The following is a 25,821-nucleotide window of genomic DNA, read 5'->3' on the forward strand; positions in this document are numbered from 1 at the left end:
AAATAATATAACGTTAAATTTAGATTAAATAGAAAACCAAAATAGATTTAAAATTTAAAACGAGGTATTTTTACAGTAAACTAAGCCATTTATTGGCATTAAATAATTAAAAAGATGACTGATTTAAAAAATAAAAACGCCCTAATCACAGGCGCAGGAAAAGGAATTGGAAAAGCGATTGCTTTGGCATTAGCCAAAGAAGGCGTAAATGTAATTTTGATCGCCAGAACACAGGATGAAATAGACAGTGTCGCGGCAAAAGTGCGTTCGTTGAGAGTAAAAGCTTTAGCCATCACCGCTGATGTTGCTGATATCAACTCGGTAAATAGTGCAGTTGAAAAAGCATTGGCTGAATTTGGGACCATTGATATTTTAATCAACAATGCCGGAATAGCTGCTTTTGGAAAATTCTTAGAATTGGAACCAACTGATTGGGAACGCATCATTCAGGTAAATTTAATGGGGACATATTATGTAACGCGTGCCGTTTTGCCAAATATGATTGAAAGACAAACGGGTGACATCATCAATATTTCTTCAACATCAGGATTAAGCGGAAATGCATTAACGAGCGCTTATAGTGCTTCTAAATTTGCAGTTTTAGGATTAACCGATTCTTTGATGCAGGAAGTGCGTAAGCATAATATTCGCGTAACGGCATTAACGCCAAGTACGGTTGCCACTGATATGGCGAAAGAATTAAAATTGACAGACGGAAATCCGGAAACAGTCATGCAAGCCGAAGATATGGCCGAATTAATTATCGCACAGCTTAAATTAAACCGACGCGTATTTGTCAAAAATAGCAGTATTTGGTCTACGAATCCGTAAAAGTAGCCGGAAATCAAAAGTCTAAAAGTCGAATAACCAATATCTAATAAAAAACCATTGAGAGATTAAGTTTCATTAAGTTTTGCGCTTAATTTTCTTAATCTCTTAATGGTTTTTATTTTTTATTTTACACTGCAAAAGCTGCAAAATCCATTCGAACACTTCCGTCTTCATCAATTTTTGTCAAATTGATTGCATGTAATGTATTTACTAATTCTGGATTCCAAGGTGTTTTTACTTTGACATAGTTTTCGGTAAACCCGTGAATATAACCTTCTTTATTTTCACTTTCGAATAAAACAGTTTTATTACTACCCAATTGACTTTCATAAAAAGCGCGACGTTTTTTAACGGATAATCCGCGTAACATTTTACTTCGTTTGGCGCGAACATTAGCAGGAACGACACCTTCCATTGTAACCGCTTCCGTATTATCACGTTCCGAATACGTAAAAACGTGCAAATACGAAATATTCATTTCATTCAAGAAATGATAGGTTTCCAGGAAATGTTCATCTGTTTCGCCAGGAAATCCAACAATTACATCCACACCAATGCAGGCATGTGGCATGACTTCCCGAATTTTATTAACTCTTTCTGTATATACTTCACGCTGGTATCGGCGTTTCATTAATTTCAAAATATCATTGCTTCCAGATTGTAACGGAATATGAAAATGCGGTACAAAAGTCCTGCTTTTCGATACAAATTCAATTGTTTCATTTTTCAACAAATTAGGCTCAATAGATGAAATTCGCAATCTTTCAATACCTTCTATTTTGTCTAATTCCTGAACTAATTCCAGGAAAGTATGTTCGTGTTTTTTATTTCCGAATTCCCCTTTTCCGTAATCGCCTATATTTACTCCGGTAAGAACAATTTCTTTTATGTTTTGCTCTGAAATATCCTTTGCATTTTTCAATACATTTTCCAGTTCATCACTTCTAGAAATTCCCCTTGCTAAAGGAATCGTGCAATAGGTACATTTGTAATCACAACCATCCTGAACTTTCAAGAAAGCGCGGGTTCTGTCCCCTATCGAATAACTTCCCACGTAAAAATCCGCTTCAGAAATTTCACAGGAATGTACTTCACCAAAATCATTTTTAGACAAATCATTGATATAATCTGCCAATTTAAATTTTTCAGTTGCACCAAGAACTAAATCTACTCCATCCACACTCGCTAATTCTTCTGGCTTCAATTGCGCATAACAACCCACCGCCGCAACAAATGCTTTGTCATTCAATTTCATTGCTTTTCGCACCACTTGCTTGAACTGCTTATCTGCATTTTCCGTCACCGAACACGTGTTAATCACATACATATCAGCCACTTCTTCAAAATCGACCCGATCAAAACCCTCATCTTGAAGATTACGGGCAATCGTAGAGGTTTCTGAAAAATTCAGTTTGCAACCCAGCGTATAAAAAGCAACTTTTTTTCTATTTTCCATAATTCAACTTAAACTAATGAAATCGTTGTCAAAAAATTTAAGTCCGCAAATTTACGCACAATATTCTGGAAAATGAAATCAATAATTTTCTATATAGTAGTATCTTGTGAGCAAATAATTAGGCTTTAAAAAATGAAAAAAATAATTACAATTACATTTCTTATGATTGCGTTACAAATAAATGCTCAAAACGCAATAGAATGGGATGGAAAATATCAAATCCAACTTTCCGATTTTAAATCAAAAGCAACTCAAATTGGCAATGTGAGTAGTAATAGCATACAAACTGCTTCTGGACTAAATTTTAGCATACAAATGAGTAACGTTGAATTCATGTTTACCAAAAACTTCAATTCCAAAGTAAGTTCTACATTCAAACGAGAATCGGCTTCCATAATAGCAACTGATACTATTACTGCTGAACGTATGGTGAAATTTGCTCAATATGAATTTGATTTATCGGAACTTTATGCTCGAAAACTTAGAAAAGACTTATACGTTAACAAAGGCACTTTTTCAGATATTAGTTTTCTCCAACCGCTTTATGATGCTATCCAAAAAGAATATGTAGAAGAACACGGAGAAGCCTCTAAAAAAACTAATCTGGGACAAATAAAGGATATATTAATAAAACTTAACGATGATGTTTTAATAAGAATTCAAGAACTTTCTGATTTCTGTAAAACTTGTAAACCACCTAAAAAGAAATCTTAATTCAAAATAAATCGTCTCACAACCTCAGCAACGCCATGATTATTGTTAGAGGCTACAACAACATCTCCTTTATCTCTCAATTCAGCATCAACATTGTCTACCCAAACACCCAATCCAGCATATTGAATCATGGTCAAATCATTTCCTGCGTTTCCAACGGCGATAATTTCACTTTGAAGTATATTTAGTTTTTCCGCCAAAAATTTAATACTAGCTCCCTTATCAATTCCATTTTGAGCTACTTCAAGAAAGAAAGGCTTTGACATGCTGACACTAAGATGTGGCATCGTCGCTTTCAAATCTTTTTCTACTTCTTTTAAATAAGTTGGCTCTTCTAATAAAATACATTTCACAGCTGAAGATTGAACTTCCTCTTTAAAACTTACCACTTTATTATGCAGCAAACCGGTAATATTTTTCTCAATTTCAATATATTCAGAATCCGTTTCACTCACAATTTTCCCATCAACATAAGTAATAATATGGGTATTACTTTTTAAACTGTAATCGTACAATTCATGGATTTGCTCTTGGGTTAATGTTTGCTCAAAAATAACTTTATCTGTCTTCAAATCTGTAATCACAGCGCCATTATACGATATCATGAACGAATTATCCAATTGCAGTTCTTTGGCATACGCTGTCATTGCGGGGGTTGGCCTACCTGATGCTAAAACAATATGAACACCTAATTCTTTTGCCTTAAACAACATTTCTTTATTCTCGTTTGAAATGGTATGGTCATCAGTCAACAAAGTGTCGTCCATGTCCAAAACCAACATTTTATATTTCATTTTAATTTTTTTTGCGAATGTGTTAAATACTCATTCTGAATTCTTCGATAACCGGATTTACTTTTGAAAACTCGGTTTCCTGAACGAACAATTCAACCGCTAAATCCGAATTCCCAAAACCTCCCAATCGAGCTGATTGTATATTGTTTTTCACAACAACATTTACACCAATCGCTTCGATTTTTTGTTGTAAAGCCATTGCTAGAATTTCACTTCCCGAAAACACTTTCATTAATCCCATCTTTTCTTTATTTTTTATTATTATTTGTTACCGTTTTCTTCATTGAATTCTTGTTCTTCGAAGTCATCTCCAGCTTCAGGTTTGAAATCTCCCTCCTCCTCTAAATCTTCATCTGTTTCCTCGTCTTCATCTCCATCAAAATCGAATTCAAAAGGTTCCTCTAACATTTTTTCTGCAAGGACTTCTATCCGTTCCGTGAATTGTTCTGAAAAAATAATGCGTTGGGTTCTGACAATACTATTCGAAATACGCATGATTTTGGTTTCATGACGCAATTTCAAAATCGGATCTGCATCATCCAAAATAAACATTTTTAATCGGTTTACGTTAAATCCAGCCGTAGTAAACATTTCGCTTAATTTATTTGGAGTTCCTATCAATACATCAACGCCGCTGGAAATATAATTTTTGTCGTATTCCATGTCCCCTTTATCATGAACACCATAGATTTCTAAATTAGAATTCTTTCCATATTTTTCAAAAAGTGATTCCATTTCCAACACTTTGGTTTTGTCCTCAACAATAATCAAAGCTCTTGGTGATTCTTCGGTTACGCCTGCCAACCTCTGAATTACATTCAACACAATGGTTGTTGATTTCCCACTTCCTTTTGGTGCAATAATAATACAGTCCGAACCACTTTTCAGTGTCGAAAATGTTTCTTTTTGCATCGCATTGGCCTCGGTCAAACCGTTTTCAATTAAGGCTTGCTGTAAATCTTCGTTTATTTTTTTTAGTTTCATTTCTTATGATTGAAAGATTAAAAATTAAAAGATTAAAAGATTAAAACTAGTGTCGAATCTTTAAATCATTAAATTTTCAAATCATTAAATTAATTTTATTTTGATGCAAACAGCTTCACATCATTCTCGGAAATTTCGCTTCCACCAAGAATAATCAGGCGCTCCACTACATTTCGTAATTCACGTATGTTTCCAGTCCAATCGTATTCCTTCAATAAATTTATCGCTGCTTTAGAGAATTTTTTTACTGTATTCCCTTGCTCTGAAGCAATTTTATCAGCAAAATGCAAAATCAGCATCGGGATATCATCGCGCCTTTCATTCAAAGCAGGAACTTTTATTAAAATAACGGCCAAACGATGGTATAAATCCTCACGGAAACGACCTTCGGCAATTTCTTTGTTCAAATCTTTATTAGTTGCTGCAATTACACGAACATTTACTTTAATATCCTTATCAGCTCCTACTCTGGTAATCATACTTTCTTGTAAAGCACGCAACACTTTGGCTTGCGCCGAAAGACTCATATCACCAATTTCATCTAAGAAAATAGTTCCTTTATCAGCGGCTTCAAATTTTCCTGCGCGGTCTCTCACTGCCGATGTAAACGCCCCTTTTACGTGACCGAATAATTCGCTTTCTATTAATTCTGATGGAATAGCAGCGCAATTCACTTCGATTAAAGGAAAATTAGCTCGTTCACTTTTTTCGTGTAATTGATGCGCTACGAGCTCTTTTCCAGTTCCGTTTGGTCCCGTGATTAAAACCCTGGCTTCGGTTTGTGCTACTTTATCAATCATCACTTTGATGTGATTAATAGCTTCGCTTTCACCAATCATTTCGTAGTTCTTGCTGACTTTTTTCTTAAGAATTTTATTCTCCACTACAAGCTGTTTTTTATCCAAAGCATTTCGAACCGTATTCAATAATCGGTTTAAATCCGGTGGTTTTGAGATGTAATCGAATGCACCCAACCGCATTGTATTGATGGCTGTTTCCATATCGCCATGACCGGAAATCATCACCATAGGAATTTCAGGTTTAATTTTTTTGACTGCTTCCAAAACTTCAACACCATCCATTTTAGGCATTTTGATATCACACAAAACGAGATCGTAGTCGTTATTTTTTATTTTTTCATAACCTATCGCACCATCTTCGGCTTCTTCAACTTGATAACTATCGTTTTCTTCAGAAAGTATTTTTGTGAGTACTCTTCGAATTGCAGCTTCGTCTTCTATGATTAGTATTTTACTCATTTTTTTTGTTTAATTGTTTAATTGTCTAATCGGTTGATCAAATAACCCATTAAACATTTAACCTTCTTTTAATACTTCAACCATTTATATAATTCGCCCCAAGTAGGTTTTTTTCCGTACATAAGTATTCCTATTCGGTATATTTTTGCGGCAAACCAAACTACAAAAAAGAAGCTTCCGAATAATAACGATACTGATATTATGATTTGCCACAAAGGTACGCCAAACGGAATTCGCATCAGCATTACGATTGGCGAGGTGAGCGGAATCATTGAAAAAACAACTGCAATTGTCCCGTGTGGATCATTTATTACAGTGAAAAATCCGACGTAAACACTCAATATAAGTGGCATAATAATAGGCAACAAAAATTGCTGTGAATCCGTTTGATTATCAACTGCAGCGCCAATTGCCGCATAAAATGAGCTGTACAGAAAATAACCGCCAATAAAATAAATCACAAAGCCACCTAAAATACTTGCAATAGGTAAATTCCATAATTCTTTAATATACATTTGGGCAGTTCCAGTCATTTCCTGCTGCGCAGTTTGCATCATCTCCGGAGAAATTCTGGCTGTTGGTCCAACATTTACTCCAAAAAAAATAGAGGCTGCAAACATTAATGACATTCCTATTATTGCCCAAATAAAGAATTGAAGCAATCCGGCTAATGAAGTTCCTATTATTTTTCCCATCATCAATTGAAATGGTTTAACCGATGAAATTATGATTTCTACTATTCGGCTGGTTTTTTCCTCGATGACGCTTCGCATCACCATGTTTCCGTAGATGATTATGAACATCATAATAAGATATCCAAATGCTCCGCCAATCCCGATTTTGATTTCGTTAAGTCCTTTGACACTTTCTTCACCAGATGCTTTAGTCAAGCTGATATTCACTTTAGATTGAGCATTTTTAATAGCCAGTGTATCTAAATGCGCTTTTTCTAAATTGTTTTTGGTCAGCTTATTTGCAATTACATCCTGAACATTTTCAATGAATGAAATACTTGGACTGCTGTTTGAAATAAACTGGATTTTACTTTCGAAATCCTTGGCATTACTCGCTTTTGGGATATACAATAATCCTTCATAGCTTTCATTTGTAATACTATCTTTTAGGAATTTTAAATCTATAATAGACAAATCAAGGTATTTGTACGCTTTATTTTTATTGTTTTGCGACGTAAATTCCTTTACAAACATACCGGATGCATTATGAATAGCGATTCGTTTGGTATCGGCTTTCATGGAACTTAAATAGGCCACAAAAACGGCTATTCCCACAAATAGTAACGGACTTAAAAAAGTCATAACAATAAAAGATTTATTACGCACTTTGGCAATAAACTCTCTTTTTATAATTAATGATATGATGCTCATTTTTTAGACTGCTTAAATTTTTCGATTACTTAAATTTTTTTAGAACGATTCGATTAGAAGACTGCAAAAAGTCTAATAATTAAAGAAGTCTAACCAGCTATTGTGTTACGGTTTGAATAAAAATATCATTGACACTTGGAATTTTTTCTACAAAATGCGTTACCTGACCGCGTTGTGTAAGAGTATTTAATAATTCATTTGGCGTCGCATTCCCGAGTTGGATTTCCAGTTTTAATTCGTTGTTCAATGATTTAAAATTAGCTGGACCAACAGTGAATTTTTGTGTAATATCGTACATCAAACCTTCTACATTCTCAGATAAAATGCCCACTTCAAAACTGTTAGTTTTAAATTGTCTTTTTACATCATCCAGTTTTCCTTCAATCAGTTTATTGGATTTATGGATCAACGCAATATGGTCACATAATTCTTCTACACTTTCCATGCGGTGAGTGGAGAAAATTATGGTTGCTCCTTCTTCTCGCAACGCTAGAATTTCATCTTTTATAATATTGGCATTTACGGGGTCAAAACCAGAAAAAGGTTCATCAAAAATCAACAGTTTTGGCTTGTGCAAAACGCAAACCACAAACTGAATTTTCTGCGCCATTCCTTTAGAAAGTTCTTGAATTTTCTTGTCCCACCAGCCTTGAATTTCTAATCTTTCGAACCAGTACTCCAGTTGTTTTTTTGCTTCAGCCTTAGAAAGTCCTTTCATTTGAGCCAAGTACAAGCATTGTTCTCCCACTTTCATCGTGTTGTACAATCCTCTTTCTTCCGGCAAATAGCCTATATATTGAACGTGTTTGGGTTGCAGTTTTTCACCATCTAAAATAATTTCACCACTGTCAGGCAATGTAATTTGATTTATAATTCGGATAAGTGATGTTTTACCGGCTCCATTTGGACCTAAAAGTCCGTAGATACTTCCTTTTGGAACAGTTAATGAAACCTCATTAAGTGCCACATAATCACCGTATTGCTTGACAACTTTATGCACTTCAAGAATGTTACTCATGCTTATTTTTTAATTGGTGTAAAAGTAAATAATTAGTACCGAAATACTTAGAATAGTTTCATATATGTAGCATTTAATTTTTGGTGATCGTATATGTTATCGCCTTATATTTATTGGTGTTTGTTTGCAACAAACAAATTGTTAGTGGCGATTTCATAAAAAACCCATCCTTATTTTAACAAGGATGGGTAATGTGTTTTTTAATCGAATCGATAAATCGAGTCTAACTTTTTTTATGAAAACATGTCTTTTACTTTCTCAAAAAATGATTTGTCTGATTTTTCAGGATTTGGAATAAAATTTTCGTCGGTAAGATTTTTTTCGAAAAACTGTTTTTGATCTTTATTCAATGTTTTTGGAGTCCAAACATTTACATGCACCAATAAATCTCCGTTTCCGTAACCATTGATGCTCGGAATTCCTTTTCCTTTTAATCTTAAGATTTTACCAGATTGAATTCCTTCTTCCAGTTTGATTCTCACTTTTCCGTTTATAGCTTCGATATCTTTAGAAATTCCAAGTACTGCTTCAGCAAAACTGATGTATAAATCATAGTGTAAATTCTCCCCTTCGCGTTTTAAGAACTCATGCTCCAATTCCTCAATAGCAACAATTAAATCTCCGGGAATACTGTTTCCTGGGGCATCATTTCCTTTATTAGAAACTTTCAATTGCATTCCGTCCACAACACCCGCGGGTATTTTTATTGAAACAGTTTCATCCTCAAGAATCATTCCTTGTGAATCTGCTTCTGTTGGTTTTTTATCTAAAATTTGACCAGAACCACTACATGTTGGACATGTAGAAGCAGACTGCATTCTACCCAGAATTGTATTCGTAACGCGCATTACTTGTCCTTGACCATTGCAGGTAGAACATGTTTTATAACTAACGCCAGGAGCTTGAACTTTACGTTTTACTTTTACTTTTTTCTCTACACCATTGGCAATTTCTTCTAGTGTCAATTTTACTTTGATACGTAGGTTACTTCCTTTAGCACGACGAACTCCGCCGCCACCGCCACCTCCGAAACCACCAAAACCGCCTCCGAAAATATCACCAAACTGACTGAAAATGTCATCCATATTCATTCCGCCCTGACCACCTCCGCCGAAACCGCCAGAACCATCAAAAGCTTGATGACCATATTGATCGTACTTTGCTTTTTTCTGGGGATCGCTTAATACTTCGTAAGCTTCAGCAGCTAATTTAAATTTATCTTCTGCCGATTTGTCTCCAGGATTTTTGTCAGGATGAAATTGCAGTGCGCTTTTTCGGTATGCTTTTTTAATTTCTGCAGCATCAGCATTTTTTGAAATGCCTAATATTTCGTAAAAATCTTTTTTCATTTTTATTTTTTCTTTTGTTGAGTCGCACTAATGTGCACAGCTACGCATAATGTAAAGACGTGATAAATCTCGGCTCTACTACTGCCCTAATACAACTTTTGGAAAACGAATAATCTTGTCACCTAATTTATATCCTTTTTCAAGAACGTCAACAATTTTACCTTTCATTTTGTCTGATGGTGCAGGTATTTGAGTAATTGCTTCAGCAAAATCAGCATCAAAAGCGTCTCCAGCCTTTACCTCAACTTGCTCTAATCCCTTAGAAACTAAAGTGCTTTTTAATTTTTCATGAATGAGCTCCACTCCTTTTGTCAACAATTCATCATCAGATTTGTTTATTTCAACCATAGCTCTGTCAAAATCATCCAATACTGGTAACATCGCTAATAAAACCTCTTGATTAGCCGTTTTGAACAACTCAATACGCTCTTTAGTAGTTCTACGTTTGTAATTTTCGAATTCAGCAAATAATCGTAAATATTTATCTTTCTCTTTGGCTAAGTCTTGCGTCAATTGATCTTCTACACTTAATTCCTCAATAATCATTTGCTCCCCATTGGCATTATTTTCTAATGTCGTCTCATCTAATTCTTGATCGATTTCTGTATTTTCAGTAGTCATAGTACTAGTATTTTTAAAAATATTCTTAAACTTCATTTTATTCTTTTTTTTGGATTGCAAAAGTACTGCCAATTGTTTTAAAATGTCAAATTGTCATCTTTTTATTGAATTTATAAATCATATTCCATTCTACACTCTTTACAACAATTTTTACTCACTTGAAATTTTAATACAATTTTAAGACTATCTCGAAGTAGTTTACATAAATTTGCTTTAATAATTTACAGTTATTTTTCTGTAACGAAAAATTAGAGATTCCCTTAAAATTATTAATTCACCATTATTTTATATTATGAAAAGCTTCGTTTAGTAGACGAAGCTTTTTTTATGCATGTAAAATAAAACTATAATAATGCGTTTTTCAAACCTTCAAAATCCACAGAAGTCTGTTCGCCATTCGCTAAATTTTTAAGCAAAAAGGAATTAGAAGCCATTTCTTGTTCTCCCGCTGTTACTGCAAAAGGAATTCCTCTTTTATCTGCGTGCTGAAACTGCTTCGCTACTTTCGCATTATCCGGATACATTTCAACTTTTATGCCTGAATTTCTTAAGTCTTTAATCGCTTTCATCGCATAAAAAGCTTCACTTTCACCATAATTGATAAACAATGCTTTTGAAGTTTCCGTTACAGTGTCCGGAAATAAATTCAATTCTTCGACTACCAAATAAATTCGGTCTAATCCAAAAGAAATACCCACTCCGCTCATATTTTTCAATCCAAAAATTCCCGTCAAATCATCATATCTTCCACCACCACCGATGGAACCCATTGAAACAGATTTTGGAGGAGCCACTTCAAAAATAGCTCCTGTGTAGTAATTCAAACCTCTGGCCAAGGTTACATCCAAGTCCAGAATTGCGGTTGACAAACCAAGTTGTGTTACATTATCACAAATAAAACGCAATTCCTCTACCCCTTTCATTCCTTCGTTAGACTCAGCGAGCAAAACCGAAAGTTGGTTTATTTTCTCCGAAATGGTTCCCGTGAAATGGAATAACGGTTGTACTTTGGCAATTGCTTCCTCCGAAATTCCTTTCTCCATCATTTCTTTCTTCACGCCGTCCTCGCCTATTTTGTCGAGTTTGTCCAACGCTACCGTGAAATCTATTAATTTATCGGATGCACCAATCACTTCAGCAATCCCGGATAATATTTTTCGGTTATTGATTTTGATAGTTACTTCCTTTAAACCCAAAGCTGAAAAAACAGAATCATATAATTGTACTAATTCTACTTCCTGCCACAATGATTTAGAACCTACCACATCCGCATCACATTGAAAAAACTCTCTGAAACGTCCTTTTTGCGGGCGATCCGCTCTCCAAACCGGCTGAATTTGGTATCTTTTAAATGGAAATTCGATATCATTTTGGTGTTGCACCACATAACGCGCAAACGGAACGGTTAAATCATACCGCAAGGCTTTTTCAGAAATGTAACCAGTCAAATACTTATACTTCAATTCATAATAAAAGTCAGCAAAAATGATTTTAACAAAATCATCAAGCTCAGAATCTGATTTTGAAAGCAAATCATCTTTTTTAAGACGCTTTAATATAAAATAGAAAACATCATCCAATAATTCTATCTCTGATACTGTTGCGTCTTTAAAAATATATAAATTTTTACTTTTTAAATATGTCGAAAGATTCTTTTTATATAGAAAATCGTAATCTTTCATATCAAAAGATTCATTTTTCTTTTTTAAATAATCTTTATGATATAATATAGAAAAGCGGATAAATTCAACAAGTGTATCGTTAAATTTAGAAACATATTCTCCAGAATTCAAAATTTTGAAAATCAAGCGATCGCCTTCTTCTCCGTATTTCCCCATTAAGGTTTCGGAGTTTTCAAATGAAGGGGTTTCTATGGGTTGGAATCCGAATTTCTCGAAATTACTTTTTATAATTTGGATGATATAGTGCCGTTTTGCCACTTCAGTAGGTGAAAAATCTCTGGTTCCTTTTGGGATGCTCGGTTTTGATGCCATGGTATAAATATTGGATATTAAATTTAAGATTTCGGAAGTGTTGAAAAAACTCCAAATTCTAATTCTTTGCAAATATCTTATTTTTAAAATTATTCTGTTTACAAATTTTGGCATTTTATTACCCAATGCCTAGCCCAGATTAAAGTGGAAATACGGCAACAAAAAATAATATTGTTTTCTGGCCTGTAAGAGCGACCGCAGGAAGCTCCTTTTGGGCAATTGAAAACAAATTATTTTTGCTGCAGGATTATAACGGAAAGCTGGAAAAAGCTTCAAAAACAAAACGGTCAAATTAAATTAATTTTTAGCTTAAGAAAACTTGTAACAAAAATTGTATTTTCGTGTCAAACTTTCATGATGTTAAAATTATTCAAAGAAAATATTCGGATTGCATTCGGTTCTATCAGAACGCAATTGTTACGAACGGTTCTTACAGTGATGATTATCGCTATTGGAATCACGGCATTAGTTAGTATTCTTACGGTTGTTTCAGCGCTGGAAAACACAATTTCCGCCGATTTTGCATCGATGGGAGCCAATACCTTCAACCTAAAACAGTATGAAAACACTACAAGAAGACAGGGAAGAGACGAACGAGAAATAATCAATCCTATTATTTCGTATCCTGAAGCCGTGGCTTTCAAGAATAAATACAGCTATCCATTTACGGAAACCTCTCTTTCTTTTACGGCAACATCAGCTGCGGAAGTAAAATTCGAATCTTCAAAAACAGATCCAGAAAACTCAATCGTGGGTGTCGACGAATTTTTCATGACCAACTCCGGACTGGAAACGAGTGCCGGCCGTAATTTTACAGGATTTGACATTGATAACAATGCGTATGTGTGTGTTGTAGGTTCTGATTTTGAGAAAGGACTACTAAAAGACGTGAATCCTATTGATAAGATAATTTCAATTAGAGGCGCTAAGTTTAGGGTTATTGGAGTATTAAAAGAGAAAGGATCAACTTTTGGAAACAGTCAGGATTTACGAGTTTTGATTCCAATTCAATTAGCCCGTTCCATATTTACAGCGCCAAATATCAACTATACGGTGAGCGTCATGGTCAGCAAAAAAGAATTACTGGATCAAGCCATTGACAATGCAAACAGCACGATGCGCAGAGTTCGCAAATTAAGTCCCGTGGAAGACAATAATTTTGGAATAGTCCGCAGCGATGACTTGATTAATAGAATTTTAGGAATTACACAATATTTGGGTTTAGCATCGTGGCTGATAGGAATTATCACCGTTCTGGGTTCTTCTATTGCTTTGATGAATATTATGATTGTTTCGGTTACAGAACGTACCAGAGAAATTGGGGTCAGAAAAGCATTGGGAGCGAAAAAAACAACCATTGCGATTCAGTTTTTTATAGAAACAATGCTGATTGGTCAGTTTGGCGGATTAGTGGGAATCATTTTTGGAATCCTAATTGGATATGGTATTGCAACTGCAATGGATTTTGCATTCGTAATTCCGTGGGGCGCTATTATGGCAGCTTTCATCACCAGTTTCATTGTAGCCATCGCTTCAGGATTATATCCCGCTATCAAAGCCGCTGTACTGGATCCTATTGAAGCGTTGCGATACGAATAGTAATCAGCGGTAAACTTCATCGTGGGGACGAAACAGTCACAAGCGGTATTTTCCTAAAAAGAATTTGGGCGTGACCGTATTAAAAAAAGGGGCTGACTAATCATACGAGTTAATTGCCCCTTTTCTTAGTACGGTCGGGTCATCCGCGTTACAAGGTAACTTGCTCCTACCCCTCACGCAAACCACGTAAAACCAGAACTTTTGCATAAAACATCCAATGTTACATGCGATTTCGTTCCTAGAAGTTACAACTGATCATCCTGTCATTTCCGTAAATATCTTTTCGTAATTCGATGTTTTTGAACTTCATTCTTTCAAGTAAATCAATCATTTCCTTGCCTAAATACTGATTAATTTCAAAGTATACCTGGCCATTTTCGGATAGGTTTTTCTGGGACAATTCGGCTATTTTTTTATAAAAAATCAACGCGTCATCATCTTCTACAAAAAGTGCCAAATGCGGTTCATTATCCAAAACATTTTTCTTGATTTCCTCCTTTTCTAAATTACGAACATAAGGCGGATTAGATACGATAATATCAAATTGTCGCTGTAAATCTTCCGTTTCGAGAATGTTTTGATTGAAAAAAGTAACGTTAACGGAATTATTTTCTGCGTTTTTTTTGGCTGTAGCCAGAGCTTTTTCAGAAACATCGATGGCAAAAACGTGAGCATTTAAAATATTTTTTGCCAATGAAATAGCGATGCAACCACTTCCCGTTCCAATATCTAAGATACTGATTTTTTGACTTTCGCCTTTTGATTTTTGACTTCCAATAATCCATTCAACCAATTCTTCCGTTTCGGGTCTTGGAATCAAAACGTTTTCATTGACTTCAAAATCCAATCCATAAAAACTGGTTTTTCCTAAAAGATATTGTATCGGAATTTCCTTTTTTAATTGTTCCAAAATAGAATTCCAAACAACAGTTTCCGCTTCCAAAAAAACCAAATCAGAACGCAACGCTAGGTCGATTCTTTTCAATTGATTTTTTTCTTCTAAAATCAAATAGAAAAAACTCTCGGCTTCTACCGCATCATACAGTGGAGTAAGCGCGTCAATAAATTGAGTTCTATATTCTTTTATTTTCATTTTATCCGTCAATCGATTCTAAAGAATTAACACTCGCAACTCATTATTCAAAACTTACAAATCTTTCAACATCCAAACCGGACAACTAACGTGACCAGTGGTTCCCATCGGTGCAGCAATATTTTCAAAACCTGTTTTTTTGTATAATTTTTGTGCGTTTAGCATAAATGGCATGGTTTCCAAATAGCATTTTTCGAAACCAAAATTCTTAGCGCTTTGCAAGCAAACTTCCATCATTTCAGTTCCAATTCCTATTCCTCGCGTTTCAGGCAGAAAATACATTTTTTGGAGTTCGCAAATGGTCTCCGCTTCATTTGCAAGTGGAGCAATTCCTGCAGCACCAACAATCTTACCATTGTTCTCGACCACGTAATATACTGATTTTGGTTTATTGTACTCTTCATACATGAAGTCCAAATACAGGTCCTCATAAGCCGTCCCAACTTTTGGAATATCCATTTCATCAAAAACTGCACGTATCAATTGTGCAACTTCTTGATTGTCTTCTTTATTTATTTTTCTGATGCTATAATTTTCCATTTTTTAAAAATCTTGTTATACCTGCAAAAATAGAAATTGTTTGCTATTATTTTGAAAAGTTTTAAAACAAATCTCGAGGTTTCGGGACTATTCCCAAAATTACTACTTTTGTATGGTGAAAATACATGAAAAATACATAAAACGATGCATTGAATTAGCCAAAAATGGCTTAGGAACAACGTATCCAAATCCGTTAGTAGGCAGTGTTATTGTGCATGAAGGCAAGATTATTGGCGAAGGATGGCATCAAAAAGCAGGAGAGCCGCACGCAGAAGTAAACGCTGTACATTCCGTCAAAGATAAATCTTTGCTGAAAAAAGCGACAATTTACGTTAGTCTGGAACCGTGCAGTCATTTTGGCAAAACGCCACCTTGTTGCGATTTAATTATCAAAAATAAAATTCCAAATGTGGTTATTGGAACTGTGGATCCCAATATAAAAGTAGCCGGAAGCGGAATAAAAAAACTTTTAGAAGCTGGCATTCATGTCACGGTTGGTATACTTGAAGCGGAATGCAACGAACTTAACAAAAGATTCTTTACATTACACGAAAAGCAAAGACCCTATATCATCTTGAAATGGGCTGAAAGCCAAGATGGTTTTATTGCGCCTATTGAAAAATCAGAAAAGAAACCCGTTTGGATTACCAATGCGTATTCAAGGCAATTAGTTCACAAATGGCGCACTGAAGAGCAAGCTATTCTAGTGGGAACACAAACAGTCATTGACGACAATCCCAAACTAAATGCACGCGATTGGTATGGAAACAATCCGATTCGGGTGGTAGTAGACCAAAATAATCGAATTCCAAAAAATAGTCATATTCTTGATAATCAAGTTAAAACTATTTTATTTTCCGGATTTAAAACGTCTCTTGAAAAAGAAAATAGTATATTTGAGATAATCGATTTTAAAAAAAACATTATAGAACAAATCGTTCAATCATTGTATCAAAATCAAATTCAATCCGTTATTATTGAAGGCGGAAGACAAACTCTACAAACTTTTATCGATGCCAATCTTTGGGATGAAACAAGAATATTTGTTGGAAACATGCAATTTAAAAATGGAATCAAAGCGCCCATTCTTGCTAAAAAACAATGTGAGAAACATTGCATAGGCACAGACGAACTCATAATTTTTAGAAACCATGATTAATACTATCATTTTTGATTTTGGCGATATTTTTATCAATTTAGATAAGCAATCCACTATTACTTCTTTTGAAAAATTAGGCTTAAAGGAATGGAATGACGATTTAGACCAACTGAATGCACAGTTTGAAACAGGTAGAATTTCCCGTGAAAATTTTCTTTTTGGCATTCAAAAACATATTCCTAATGCCAGCATAGAAGATATTTTGGCAGCATGGAATGCCACTTTGCTTGACTTCCCGCTATATCGTTTGGAATTCTTGCAGATGCTTTCCCAAAAATACCGCTTGTTTCTTTTATCCAATACAGACGCCATTCATATTGAAACTTTTGAACAAGCGAGCGGTGTTTCATTTTACAGAGATTTTTATCAATGTTTCGAAAAAGTTTATTTCTCATTTGAGCTCGGTCTGAGAAAACCAAACCCTGAAATTTTCAATCATTTGATAAGCAACCATGAATTAGCTCCAAAACGAACGTTATTTATAGATGACAAAAAAGAAAATACAGATGCCGCATTCGCTTTGGGATTTGAAGTTTGGAATTTAGAAGTCGGGAAAGAAGATGTCATTCATTTATTGGACAAAAAAATAATTTGACAGCAGCAACTCAACGACCAAACGACAATAACATTTTAACTCCCTTTTCTAATTCAATTTGAAAGATACTTACAATACTATTGAGATTGCCCCAAACGAACTGCTGTTCAAAGAAAAAAACAGTAAATTCTTCGGTAATGCTTATCCTATTGAGTCGGAGGAAGAAGTAAAACCGCTCATCGATATTTTGCGAAAACAACATCCCAATGCAGGCCATTTTTGTTATGCCTATCAAATAGGAACTGATGCTTTTTCGTATCGTGCAAATGATGACGGAGAACCCAGTAACAGTGCCGGAATGCCGATTTACGGACAAATCCAATCCTTTTCAGTAACAAATGTTTTACTAGTTGTAGTTAGGGTTTTTGGAGGCGTAAAATTAGGCGTTGGTGGATTGATTTCTGCCTACAAAACCACGGCGCAGATGGTTCTTGAAAGCTGCGAAATTGTTGAAAAAACCATAGATATCCATTTTAGCATCACTTTTGATTACCAAAACATGAACAAAGTAATGCGGGTAATTAAGGAAAAAAAGTTGGAAATGGTATCCCAAAAAATGGAGATAAATGAAATCACCACGCTTCCTATTGGAAAAATTGAACTAAAAACACGAAAAAAAAATGCCGAAATGATATTCGACATTTTTAATTCGATGTTTGAAATTAAAATAAATCGACTATAATTTCGCTATGAAATTGCTTCTTTTGTAATTTATTCCATTGTTTTTAACAATTTTAAAATATAATCCGGCGGAGCTGTTGGACGACCTGTTTTTAGGGATACAAAAACCAAAATAAACTGGGCAGTTGTTAATAACTCACCAGATTCATTGTAAATAGCACAATCAAATTCTATCTTCACCGAACTCTGACTTTTGAAAACCGTATGAACCTTTAACAACTCATCATACCGAGCTGATTTTTTATAATTTATATTCATCGAAACGATGGGTAGCGCTATACCACTTTCTTCCATACTTTTATACGAGATCCCTTTGTTTCTAAGCCATTCAACCCTTCCTATTTCAAAATATGGAATATAATTCCCATGGTACACAACCCCCATTTGGTCGGTTTCTGAGTAACGAACCCTAACTTCTATTTGATGATCTTTCATTTATTATGTATTAAAAATTTAAATTTTAAACAACGCCTTACAACAATAATTCGTGAAATTATTACCCTATATATTTTTTTTTACAAAAATTTGTTCACATATTTGTTATCCCGATAATCAATTACAAAACACCTTTTTTTTAGTAAGATAACAATTACCAATTAAAAACAATTTAACAGAATATATGAACAAAACTGCTCAATCAGTATGGGAAAACTGTTTGTCTTTCATAAAAGACAACATTCAAGACCAAGCGTACAAAACTTGGTTCGAACCAATCAAATCAGTTGAACTTACCGATAACGCATTATATATTCAAGTTCCTAGCAAATTTTTCTATGAATGGTTAGAAGAGCACTATGTAAAATTACTAAAAGTGGCCCTGACCAAAGAACTTGGAAAAAACGCAAAGTTACTTTATAAAATCAGAATGGAGAACACTTATGGCAATAAACAACCGTTTACGGAGCAGTTGCCAAGCGCGAACAGAGTTCCTATGAAGCCACAAGAAGTTGATGCTCCATTTAAAAACTTAAACCCGGAATTAAAAAATCCATTTGTAATCCCCGGCATTCGAAATTTAAAAATCGAATCCCAACTAAATGCAAATTACAGTTTTGATAATTTTTTGGAAGGAGATTCCAATAGATTAGCACGTTCTGCAGGTATGGCTGTTGCCAATAAACCGGGTGGAACCTCATTTAATCCTTTGTTGATTTTTGGAGGAGTTGGTCTTGGAAAAACACACTTGGCACATGCTATTGGTGTAGAAATAAAAGACAAATACCCTGAAAAAACTGTTTTATACATTTCAGCAGAAATTTTTACACAACAATATATCGACTCGGTCAAGAAAAACAACCGAAATGATTTCATCCATTTCTATCAATTAATTGATGTTTTAATTATTGATGATGTACAGTTCCTTTCCGGTAAATCAGGAACTCAGGATGTATTTTTCCATATATTTAATTACTTACATCAAAACGGCAAACAAGTGATCTTGACTTCGGATAAGGCGCCTGTTGACATGCAAGATATTGAGCAACGTTTACTTTCCCGTTTCAAATGGGGATTATCTGCGGAATTGCACCAACCGGATTATGAAACCAGAATTTCAATCCTGAAAAACATATTGTATAGAGACGGTGTAGAAATTCCTGAAGAAATCATCGAATATGTTGCCCGCAATATAAAATCGAATGTTAGAGAATTAGAAGGAGCTATCATTTCCTTAATTGCACAATCATCTTTCAATAAAAAAGAAGTTACGCTAGAGCTTGCGAAAAGTGTTGTTGAAAAATTTGTAAAAAATGTAAAAAGAGAAATTTCGATTGATTACATTCAAAAAATCGTTTCGGATTATTTCCAATTAGACTTAGAAACCTTGCAATCCAAAACAAGAAAAAGACACGTGGTTCAAGCCAGACAATTAGCCATGTTTTTCGCCAAGAAATTTACGAAAGCTTCTTTAGCGAATATTGGTTCCCAAATTGGAGATCGCGATCACGCAACTGTGTTACACGCTTGTAAAACCGTTGACAATTTAGTGGCTACCGACAAACAATTCAAAAAATTTGTGGAAGATATCAATAAAAAATTAACGTTGTAAACGCATCATGTCCGTAAAAATTTTAATGGTTTGTTTAGGAAATATTTGCCGTTCCCCACTGGCCGAAGGGATTTTGGCTGCAAAGCTTCCTAAAGATAAATTTACAGTTGATTCTGCAGGAACCGGCTCTTGGCACATTGGCCATACGCCAGACGATCGCTCTATTGCTGTTGCAAAAAAAAATAAAGTAAACATTTCTCATCAAAAAGGACGACAATTCAGCGCAACTGATTTTGATGCCTTTGATTACATCTACGTGATGGATAATTCCAATTACAAAAATGTAACTGCACTTGCCCAAAACCAGAATCAAGTAGAAAAAGTCCAGCTAATTTTGAATGAATTGTTTCCAAATGAAAATGTAGATGTTCCAGATCCTTATTTTGGTTTACCAAATGGATTCGAAATTGTTTACAAAATGCTCGATGAAGTGTGTGATGAAATTGCTAAAAAGCTACTAGAGAAACACCAGTAATTTTTTCTGTGAAAAATACAGTAAGCTCATTGATAAATTACGCACCTACTTAACAATAAAAACCCATACGAATACTTCATTTTAGAAACATAAATCACACTTATGGAATCAAACTCTGTTTTAGGAAAACTCTATCTAATCCCTACCACAATGGGCGATTGCGACCCTATGGATGTTTTGCCGCAAACAATAAAAAGAAGTATTGATCTCATTGATTATTATATTGTTGAAAACGACAAAACAGCTCGTAAATCCATCAAAGAAGTAAATCCTGAGAAGAAACAATCCGAGTTAAAACTTTTTGTTTTGAACAAGCACACTGAAACTAAAGAACATTTAGACTTCATAAAACCTTTACTGGAAGGCCACAACATGGGTTTAATGAGCGAAGCTGGATGTCCCGGCGTTGCGGATCCCGGAGCAGTAATTGTAAAATTAGCTCACGAAAAAGGAATTCAGGTTATTCCTTTGGTAGGCCCTTCCTCCATCCTTTTGGCCATGATGGCATCAGGAATGAATGGTCAAAGTTTTACCTTTCACGGTTATTTACCTATCGAAAAAGACGAAAAGAAAGCCAGTTTTAAAACCTTAGAAAGAGTCTCTTTTGAAAAAAATCAGTCTCAGATTTTTATTGAAACGCCGTACCGCAATAACAAATTACTGGAAGATTTGGTACAAACGCTGCATCCTGAAACACATTTATGCATTGCTACGGATATCACTTTGCCAACAGAATATATCAAAACAAAAAAAATTGCGGCTTGGAAAAAAGAGACAATCGATTTACACAAACGCCCAACCATTTTTATTATCCATAAAATGTAATTTTATAACTACATTTAAATTAATTTAATATATTTACTTTATCAAATTAGCCAAGCAATTAAACCAATTAAAATGAAAGTAAATAAAAGAGACCTTAAAATATTTGCACTGGGAATTTTCAGCCTTTTTATATTCCAATCCATCTATGATTGGAAACAAATTAAAAAAGATATAATTAGCGGCTGGAATGCAGGCTATCGCGCTGAATAATAATTTCCATTCAAAAAGTTGTTTTAAACTAAAAGAAGAAAAAAACACTTTTTTATCCGATTAAAAATTATAGCATACCACTAACACGTTAGTTTAGTATTCTGAACAATTACAATTCTGTTTACCATTAAAAGTAATTTCAATTGAAGAATAAAAAAACTTAATCATTAGTTTTTTTATAAAAAACGCGCTACTAATCTCAAGTAACTGGCTAAAAACTACACTAATATTCATTAAATCCAATTATAAAAAGCTATTTTTATAATAGATTTAATGAATATTTTTTATGAGTAAACTTCCAAATATCAGCACGAGTATTTTTACGGTTATGTCTAAAATGGCAGCTCAATATAATGCGATCAATCTTTCGCAAGGTTTTCCAAACTTTCCCGTTGACGAAAGATTAACTGATATTGTTGCTAAACTGGCAAAAGAAATCGTGCATCAATATACACCAATGTCAGGCTATCCATCGTTATTATTAAAAATAGCAGCATTAATCAATACTTCCTATGGAAGAACTGTTCAGCCTGAAACGGAATTGCTAGTTACCGCCGGAGCGACACAAGCCATTTTCACTACCATAACAGCTTTGGTAAAAAACAGTGACGAAGTGATTATCTTAGATCCAAGTTATGATTGCTATGAAGCGCCCGTATTATTATGCAACGCAAATCCGGTTCGAGTGGCGCTGAACGATGATTATACTCCAAATTGGGAAATCATCGAAAAAGCGTGTACGTCAAAAACCAAAATGATTATCATTAATAATCCGCACAATCCAACGGGGAAAATTTTAACGGAATCAGATTTTGAATCATTGGAAATCCTGTTGGAAAAATATCCTGATATTATACTTCTTTCTGATGAAGTGTATGAATATATCACTTTTGAAGAAAAACATATTTCAGCTCATACGCGGAAGAAGCTATTAAATCGTTGTGTAATGGTTTCCTCTTTTGGAAAATCATTTCATGTTACAGGTTGGAAAATTGGTTATTTAGCAGCGCCGGAATATTTGATGAAAGAAATCAAAAAAGTACATCAGTTTTTAGTTTTTAGTGTAAATAGCATTTGTCAAATTGCTATTAGTGAGTATTTAGATATTGTTTCGATAGTTGAAATCGGAAAATTATATCAGGAAAAAAGGGATTACTTTAGACAATTGTTAAAAGACAGTAGCTTTAAACTTATGCCTTGCGAGGGAACTTATTTTCAGGTGGTTTCGTATGTAGCTATTTCAAATGAGAACGATGTTGATTTTTGTAAGCGCCTTATTGTAGAACATGGAGTTGCTGCTATTCCTATTTCTACTTTTTATGCCGATGGAAAAGACCTAAAACTAATTCGTTTCTGTTTTGCCAAAGACAATGCAACGCTGGAAGAAGCCGCTAAAAGATTGTGTGCGATTTAAAATCGTTTATGAAATTTATTTTTATTATGCATGCATACTATTTAATTTATTATATTTACAATAAAAAAATATCAAAAATATGAGTTACACAGATAAAATGTTACGCGACGACGCTTTAAAAGGCAAAGTAATTGTTGTAACCGGAGGCGGAAGCGGTTTAGGAAAAGCGATGACTAAATATTTCCTGGAATTGGGTGCGCAAGTTGCCATCACTTCCAGAGATTTAGAAAAACTAAAAAATACCGCTGCAGAACTGGAAACGGAAACAGGCGGAACTTGTCTTCCAATTCAATGTGATGTGCGTCATTACGAAGAGGTTGAAAATATGTTACAAGAAGTTTTGAAAGCCTTTGGCAAAGTAGATGTTTTACTGAATAATGCTGCCGGAAATTTCATTTCTCCAACTGAAAGATTATCTGCGAATGCTTTTGATACAGTAATTGATATAGTTTTAAAAGGGACCAAAAACTGCACCCTTGCTTTTGGAAAACATTGGATTGACACTAAACAAAAATCATCTACCATCTTAAATATCGTTACGACTTACGCTTGGACAGGTTCTGCTTATGTAGTGCCTAGCGCAACTGCAAAAGCTGGAGTTTTGGCCATGACACGAAGTCTTGCGGTAGAATGGGCAAAATACGGAATTCGTTCTAATGCAATTGCTCCGGGACCATTCCCTACTAAAGGCGCATGGGACAGATTATTACCAGGTGATTTGGCAGAAAAATTTGATATGGCAAAAAAAGTGCCATTAAAACGCGTAGGAGATCATCAGGAATTAGCAAATTTAGCGGCGTATTTAGTTTCTGATTTTTCAGCTTATGTAAACGGTGAAGTGGTTGTTATTGATGGAGGCGAATGGCTGAAAGGAGCCGGACAATTTAATATTCTGGAAGCAATTCCCGAAGAACTTTGGGATCAGTTGGAAATGATGATCAAAGCAAAGAAAAACAAATAATAGTTGATATAAAATAAACCATTAAGAAATAAAGAAAAATTAAGAATTGACGCTTAATAAACCTTTATTTCTTAATGGTTTAATTTTTATTATTTTCCAAAGCTAGTAAAATTTCACTTTTCAGCAAGCCGCTTCCACCGCCATAATGCTGAACAATAACTATATTTGGATTTTGTTTTTTAAAAAAATCGCATAATTCAACTTCGCTTTCTTCCTGAATTCCGGAACCCAATAATACAATTGAAAAATTTTTATTCCGAAAAACTTCCTTCGCTTCTTCATCTTTCATAACGCCTACTCCATTCCAATTTTCATTTGCATTTATTAATCGAATTACAGTTTCTAGAATTTCAAAATGTCCTCCTATGTATAAAATATTTATGGTTTTCATCATTCCATTTTTGAAAAACACAAACCTCAAAAAGAATAGTATTTTGAGATTTGTGTTTGTTTACTTTAAATTATTGTTGCAAAAACTGCAATTCGATATTCAAACGTACTTCTTCGCTTACTAAAACACCGCCAGTTTCAAGAGCGGAATTCCAATTTAATCCCCAATCTTTTCTGTTGATTTTTCCTTCTAATGAAAATGCCATTTTAGTATTTCCCCATGGATCTTTCATTAATCCGCCATATTCTGCCGCTAAATTTATTGATTTAGTAACACCGTGTAAGGTTAAATCCCCAACTAATTCATATTCACCTTCATTAATTTTGGTGAAAGAAGTAGCACTGAATTTAATTTCTGGAAACTGTGCAGCATCAAAAAAATCTGGACTCAATAAATGCGTATCTCTGTCTGCATTTCCTGTTGTAATAGAATCGATTGCGCCAGTAAATTCTATTTTTGAGTTTTCAAAATCGTTATTTTCTGATTCAATCGTTGCATCAAATTTTGAAAATTTACCTGAAACATTAGTGAACATCATGTGTTTCACTTTAAACCCAATTTCTGAATGTGTTGGGTCAGTTACCCATTTTGTTGTTGACATAGTAGTACTATTTATTTGGTTATTTCTATTATTTATTTATTCATTTACAATTGCATTGGTATTTCCATTAATAAGATTTCGGCATTAGCTGAATTAGCAGTGATTTCAATCAAATTAGTATCCCTAATCCCTAATCCGTCACGTTCATTTAACTCGATGTTTCCTATCGTGAAATCCCCTTTTAAAATAAAAGCATATATTCCGTTTCCCGGTTTTTTCAACTCATACGAAGCAGAAAAATCGTTATCAAACTTCCCAATATGAAACCAAGCATCCTGATGAATCCAAACTCCTTCATCTTCTGGATTTGGCGATAAAATTTGCTGTAATTTATTGTGACGATCCTTCAAGTCCAAAGTAACTTGATCATAACGGGGCGCTACATTTTTTTTATTTGGGTAAATCCAAATCTGTAAAAACTTAACCAACTGGTCTTTGTTCTTATTGTATTCGCTGTGAAAAATTCCGGTACCGGCGCTCATCGCTTGAATATCCCCTTCTTTAATTATGGTAGTATTTCCCATACTGTCTTGGTGTTCTAAATCACCTTCAAGGGGAATGGAAATAATTTCCATATTGTCATGCGGATGTTTCCCAAAACCCATTCCCTGACTAACCCTGTCATCATTGAGAACGCGCAATACTCCAAAATTCATTCGCTCTCGGTTTTGGTAATTCGCAAAACTAAACGTATGATACGATTCTAACCAACCATGATTGGCATGACCGCGCGTATGTGCCTTGTGTAAAACATGTTGTTTAATTGTCTCGTCTGTAATTTTATCTGTTTTTTCCATTGTCATGATCTTTAATAGTATGATGCAA

Annotated in this window: 28 protein-coding genes; 12 read left to right on the forward strand and 16 right to left on the reverse strand. The window is 34.5% G+C overall.

The features are described from left to right. Positions 1 to 114 precede the first annotated feature (114 nt). Positions 115 to 831 (forward strand): 3-ketoacyl-ACP reductase, encoded by a 717-nt coding sequence (locus BMZ76_RS06255; protein ID WP_091204009.1) that lies wholly within the window; start codon positions 115 to 117, stop codon positions 829 to 831. A gap of 127 nt (positions 832 to 958) precedes the next feature. Here BMZ76_RS06255 and mtaB read toward each other — a convergent pair whose 3' ends face one another. Next, entirely contained in the window at positions 959 to 2,287 is a 1,329-nt protein-coding gene (gene mtaB / locus BMZ76_RS06260) for a tRNA (N(6)-L-threonylcarbamoyladenosine(37)-C(2))-methylthiotransferase MtaB (RefSeq protein ID WP_091204012.1), read from the reverse strand. 132 nt (positions 2,288 to 2,419) lie between these two features. Here mtaB and BMZ76_RS06265 point away from each other — a divergent pair, with 132 nt between their 5' ends. Beyond that, a complete protein-coding gene (locus BMZ76_RS06265; protein WP_091204014.1) occupies positions 2,420 to 3,001 on the forward strand; it encodes a hypothetical protein in 582 nt (193 codons plus the stop codon). Here BMZ76_RS06265 and BMZ76_RS06270 read toward each other — a convergent pair. The 9 genes from BMZ76_RS06270 to hisS all read right to left on the reverse strand — a co-directional run bounded on the left by BMZ76_RS06270 (position 2,998) and on the right by hisS (position 12,405). Further along, positions 2,998 to 3,795, reverse strand: a complete 798-nt coding sequence (locus tag BMZ76_RS06270; protein WP_091204016.1) for a Cof-type HAD-IIB family hydrolase — start codon at positions 3,793 to 3,795, stop codon at positions 2,998 to 3,000. The genes BMZ76_RS06265 and BMZ76_RS06270 overlap by 4 nt on opposite strands. Before the next feature lie 22 nt (positions 3,796 to 3,817). Beyond that, on the reverse strand, positions 3,818 to 4,036 hold the full coding sequence (locus BMZ76_RS06275; protein ID WP_091204018.1) for a DUF2007 domain-containing protein: 219 nt from the start codon (positions 4,034 to 4,036) through the stop codon (positions 3,818 to 3,820). Between the two features lie 20 nt (positions 4,037 to 4,056). Beyond that, positions 4,057 to 4,779 carry a DEAD/DEAH box helicase gene (locus tag BMZ76_RS06280; RefSeq protein ID WP_091204021.1) on the reverse strand — a complete coding sequence of 241 codons (723 nt, stop codon included), beginning with the start codon at positions 4,777 to 4,779 and terminating at the stop codon, positions 4,057 to 4,059. Between the two features lie 95 nt (positions 4,780 to 4,874). Then, a complete protein-coding gene (locus BMZ76_RS06285; protein ID WP_091204024.1) occupies positions 4,875 to 6,038 on the reverse strand; it encodes a sigma-54-dependent transcriptional regulator in 1,164 nt (387 codons plus the stop codon). Between the two features lie 68 nt (positions 6,039 to 6,106). Further along, positions 6,107 to 7,423, reverse strand: a complete 1,317-nt coding sequence (locus BMZ76_RS06290) for an ABC transporter permease (RefSeq protein ID WP_091204027.1) — start codon at positions 7,421 to 7,423, stop codon at positions 6,107 to 6,109. 97 nt (positions 7,424 to 7,520) lie between these two features. Next, entirely contained in the window at positions 7,521 to 8,441 is a 921-nt protein-coding gene (locus BMZ76_RS06295; protein ID WP_091204030.1) for an ABC transporter ATP-binding protein, read from the reverse strand. Positions 8,442 to 8,674: 233 nt separating this feature from the next. Beyond that, the gene (dnaJ, locus tag BMZ76_RS06300) at positions 8,675 to 9,790 is read right to left on the reverse strand and encodes a molecular chaperone DnaJ (RefSeq protein WP_091204032.1); all 1,116 of its coding nucleotides are present in this window, start codon (positions 9,788 to 9,790) and stop codon (positions 8,675 to 8,677) included. Between the two features lie 78 nt (positions 9,791 to 9,868). Beyond that, on the reverse strand, positions 9,869 to 10,447 hold the full coding sequence (locus BMZ76_RS06305) for a nucleotide exchange factor GrpE (RefSeq protein ID WP_091204034.1): 579 nt from the start codon (positions 10,445 to 10,447) through the stop codon (positions 9,869 to 9,871). A 308-nt stretch (positions 10,448 to 10,755) separates the two neighbouring features. Further along, positions 10,756 to 12,405, reverse strand: coding sequence for a histidine--tRNA ligase (hisS, locus tag BMZ76_RS06310; RefSeq protein WP_091204130.1), 1,650 nt, complete (start codon positions 12,403 to 12,405; stop codon positions 10,756 to 10,758). A 354-nt stretch (positions 12,406 to 12,759) separates the two neighbouring features. On the opposite strand from hisS, the gene BMZ76_RS06315 reads away from it, so the two are divergent. Continuing rightward, positions 12,760 to 14,004 (forward strand): ABC transporter permease, encoded by a 1,245-nt coding sequence (locus BMZ76_RS06315; RefSeq protein WP_167547430.1) that lies wholly within the window; start codon positions 12,760 to 12,762, stop codon positions 14,002 to 14,004. Between the two features lie 238 nt (positions 14,005 to 14,242). On the opposite strand, the gene prmC is transcribed toward BMZ76_RS06315, so the two are convergent. Together prmC and BMZ76_RS06325 are read right to left on the reverse strand one after the other, a co-directional pair. Next, positions 14,243 to 15,097: a peptide chain release factor N(5)-glutamine methyltransferase gene (gene prmC / locus BMZ76_RS06320; RefSeq protein ID WP_091204132.1), complete on the reverse strand. Its 855-nt coding sequence runs from the start codon at positions 15,095 to 15,097 to the stop codon at positions 14,243 to 14,245. Between the two features lie 54 nt (positions 15,098 to 15,151). Continuing rightward, positions 15,152 to 15,637: a GNAT family N-acetyltransferase gene (locus tag BMZ76_RS06325; protein WP_091204039.1), complete on the reverse strand. Its 486-nt coding sequence runs from the start codon at positions 15,635 to 15,637 to the stop codon at positions 15,152 to 15,154. A 115-nt stretch (positions 15,638 to 15,752) separates the two neighbouring features. Between BMZ76_RS06325 and ribD the strand changes: the two genes are divergently transcribed. The 3 genes from ribD to BMZ76_RS06340 are packed head-to-tail and all read left to right on the forward strand — an operon-like array spanning position 15,753 to position 18,073. After that, positions 15,753 to 16,796, forward strand: coding sequence for a bifunctional diaminohydroxyphosphoribosylaminopyrimidine deaminase/5-amino-6-(5-phosphoribosylamino)uracil reductase RibD (gene ribD / locus BMZ76_RS06330; RefSeq protein WP_091204134.1), 1,044 nt, complete (start codon positions 15,753 to 15,755; stop codon positions 16,794 to 16,796). Further along, positions 16,789 to 17,391, forward strand: coding sequence for an HAD family hydrolase (locus BMZ76_RS06335; protein ID WP_091204042.1), 603 nt, complete (start codon positions 16,789 to 16,791; stop codon positions 17,389 to 17,391). The genes ribD and BMZ76_RS06335 overlap by 8 nt, the downstream gene beginning before the upstream one ends. Positions 17,392 to 17,449: 58 nt before the next feature. Next, positions 17,450 to 18,073: an IMPACT family protein gene (locus tag BMZ76_RS06340; RefSeq protein ID WP_091204044.1), complete on the forward strand. Its 624-nt coding sequence runs from the start codon at positions 17,450 to 17,452 to the stop codon at positions 18,071 to 18,073. A 29-nt stretch (positions 18,074 to 18,102) separates the two neighbouring features. Here the strand turns inward: BMZ76_RS06340 and BMZ76_RS06345 are convergent, their stop codons facing one another. Further along, positions 18,103 to 18,507 (reverse strand): acyl-CoA thioesterase, encoded by a 405-nt coding sequence (locus BMZ76_RS06345; protein ID WP_091204047.1) that lies wholly within the window; start codon positions 18,505 to 18,507, stop codon positions 18,103 to 18,105. A gap of 184 nt (positions 18,508 to 18,691) precedes the next feature. Between BMZ76_RS06345 and dnaA the strand changes: the two genes are divergently transcribed. From dnaA to BMZ76_RS06370, 6 genes are all read left to right on the forward strand, one after another. Then, positions 18,692 to 20,119 carry a chromosomal replication initiator protein DnaA gene (dnaA, locus tag BMZ76_RS06350; RefSeq protein WP_035674283.1) on the forward strand — a complete coding sequence of 476 codons (1,428 nt, stop codon included), beginning with the start codon at positions 18,692 to 18,694 and terminating at the stop codon, positions 20,117 to 20,119. Between the two features lie 7 nt (positions 20,120 to 20,126). Further along, positions 20,127 to 20,594 (forward strand): low molecular weight protein-tyrosine-phosphatase, encoded by a 468-nt coding sequence (locus tag BMZ76_RS06355; protein WP_091204050.1) that lies wholly within the window; start codon positions 20,127 to 20,129, stop codon positions 20,592 to 20,594. A 102-nt stretch (positions 20,595 to 20,696) separates the two neighbouring features. Continuing rightward, a complete protein-coding gene (locus BMZ76_RS06360; RefSeq protein WP_091204052.1) occupies positions 20,697 to 21,419 on the forward strand; it encodes an SAM-dependent methyltransferase in 723 nt (240 codons plus the stop codon). A gap of 72 nt (positions 21,420 to 21,491) precedes the next feature. Then, positions 21,492 to 21,629: a hypothetical protein gene (locus BMZ76_RS15885; protein WP_167547424.1), complete on the forward strand. Its 138-nt coding sequence runs from the start codon at positions 21,492 to 21,494 to the stop codon at positions 21,627 to 21,629. Positions 21,630 to 21,915: 286 nt separating this feature from the next. Beyond that, positions 21,916 to 23,043 carry a methionine aminotransferase gene (locus tag BMZ76_RS06365; protein ID WP_091204054.1) on the forward strand — a complete coding sequence of 376 codons (1,128 nt, stop codon included), beginning with the start codon at positions 21,916 to 21,918 and terminating at the stop codon, positions 23,041 to 23,043. A 79-nt stretch (positions 23,044 to 23,122) separates the two neighbouring features. Continuing rightward, a complete protein-coding gene (locus BMZ76_RS06370; RefSeq protein ID WP_167547431.1) occupies positions 23,123 to 24,004 on the forward strand; it encodes an SDR family oxidoreductase in 882 nt (293 codons plus the stop codon). A gap of 79 nt (positions 24,005 to 24,083) precedes the next feature. Here the strand turns inward: BMZ76_RS06370 and BMZ76_RS06375 are convergent, their stop codons facing one another. The 3 genes from BMZ76_RS06375 to BMZ76_RS06385 form a co-directional block, all read right to left on the reverse strand. Beyond that, on the reverse strand, positions 24,084 to 24,398 hold the full coding sequence (locus tag BMZ76_RS06375) for a response regulator (protein WP_091204057.1): 315 nt from the start codon (positions 24,396 to 24,398) through the stop codon (positions 24,084 to 24,086). A 67-nt stretch (positions 24,399 to 24,465) separates the two neighbouring features. Further along, a complete protein-coding gene (locus tag BMZ76_RS06380) occupies positions 24,466 to 24,996 on the reverse strand; it encodes a YceI family protein (protein ID WP_091204059.1) in 531 nt (176 codons plus the stop codon). A 44-nt stretch (positions 24,997 to 25,040) separates the two neighbouring features. Then, the gene (locus BMZ76_RS06385; RefSeq protein WP_091204138.1) at positions 25,041 to 25,793 is read right to left on the reverse strand and encodes a pirin family protein; all 753 of its coding nucleotides are present in this window, start codon (positions 25,791 to 25,793) and stop codon (positions 25,041 to 25,043) included. Positions 25,794 to 25,821 lie beyond the last annotated feature (28 nt).

This window comes from Flavobacterium xueshanense, assembly GCF_900112975.1.
Lineage (GTDB): Bacteria > Bacteroidota > Bacteroidia > Flavobacteriales > Flavobacteriaceae > Flavobacterium > Flavobacterium xueshanense.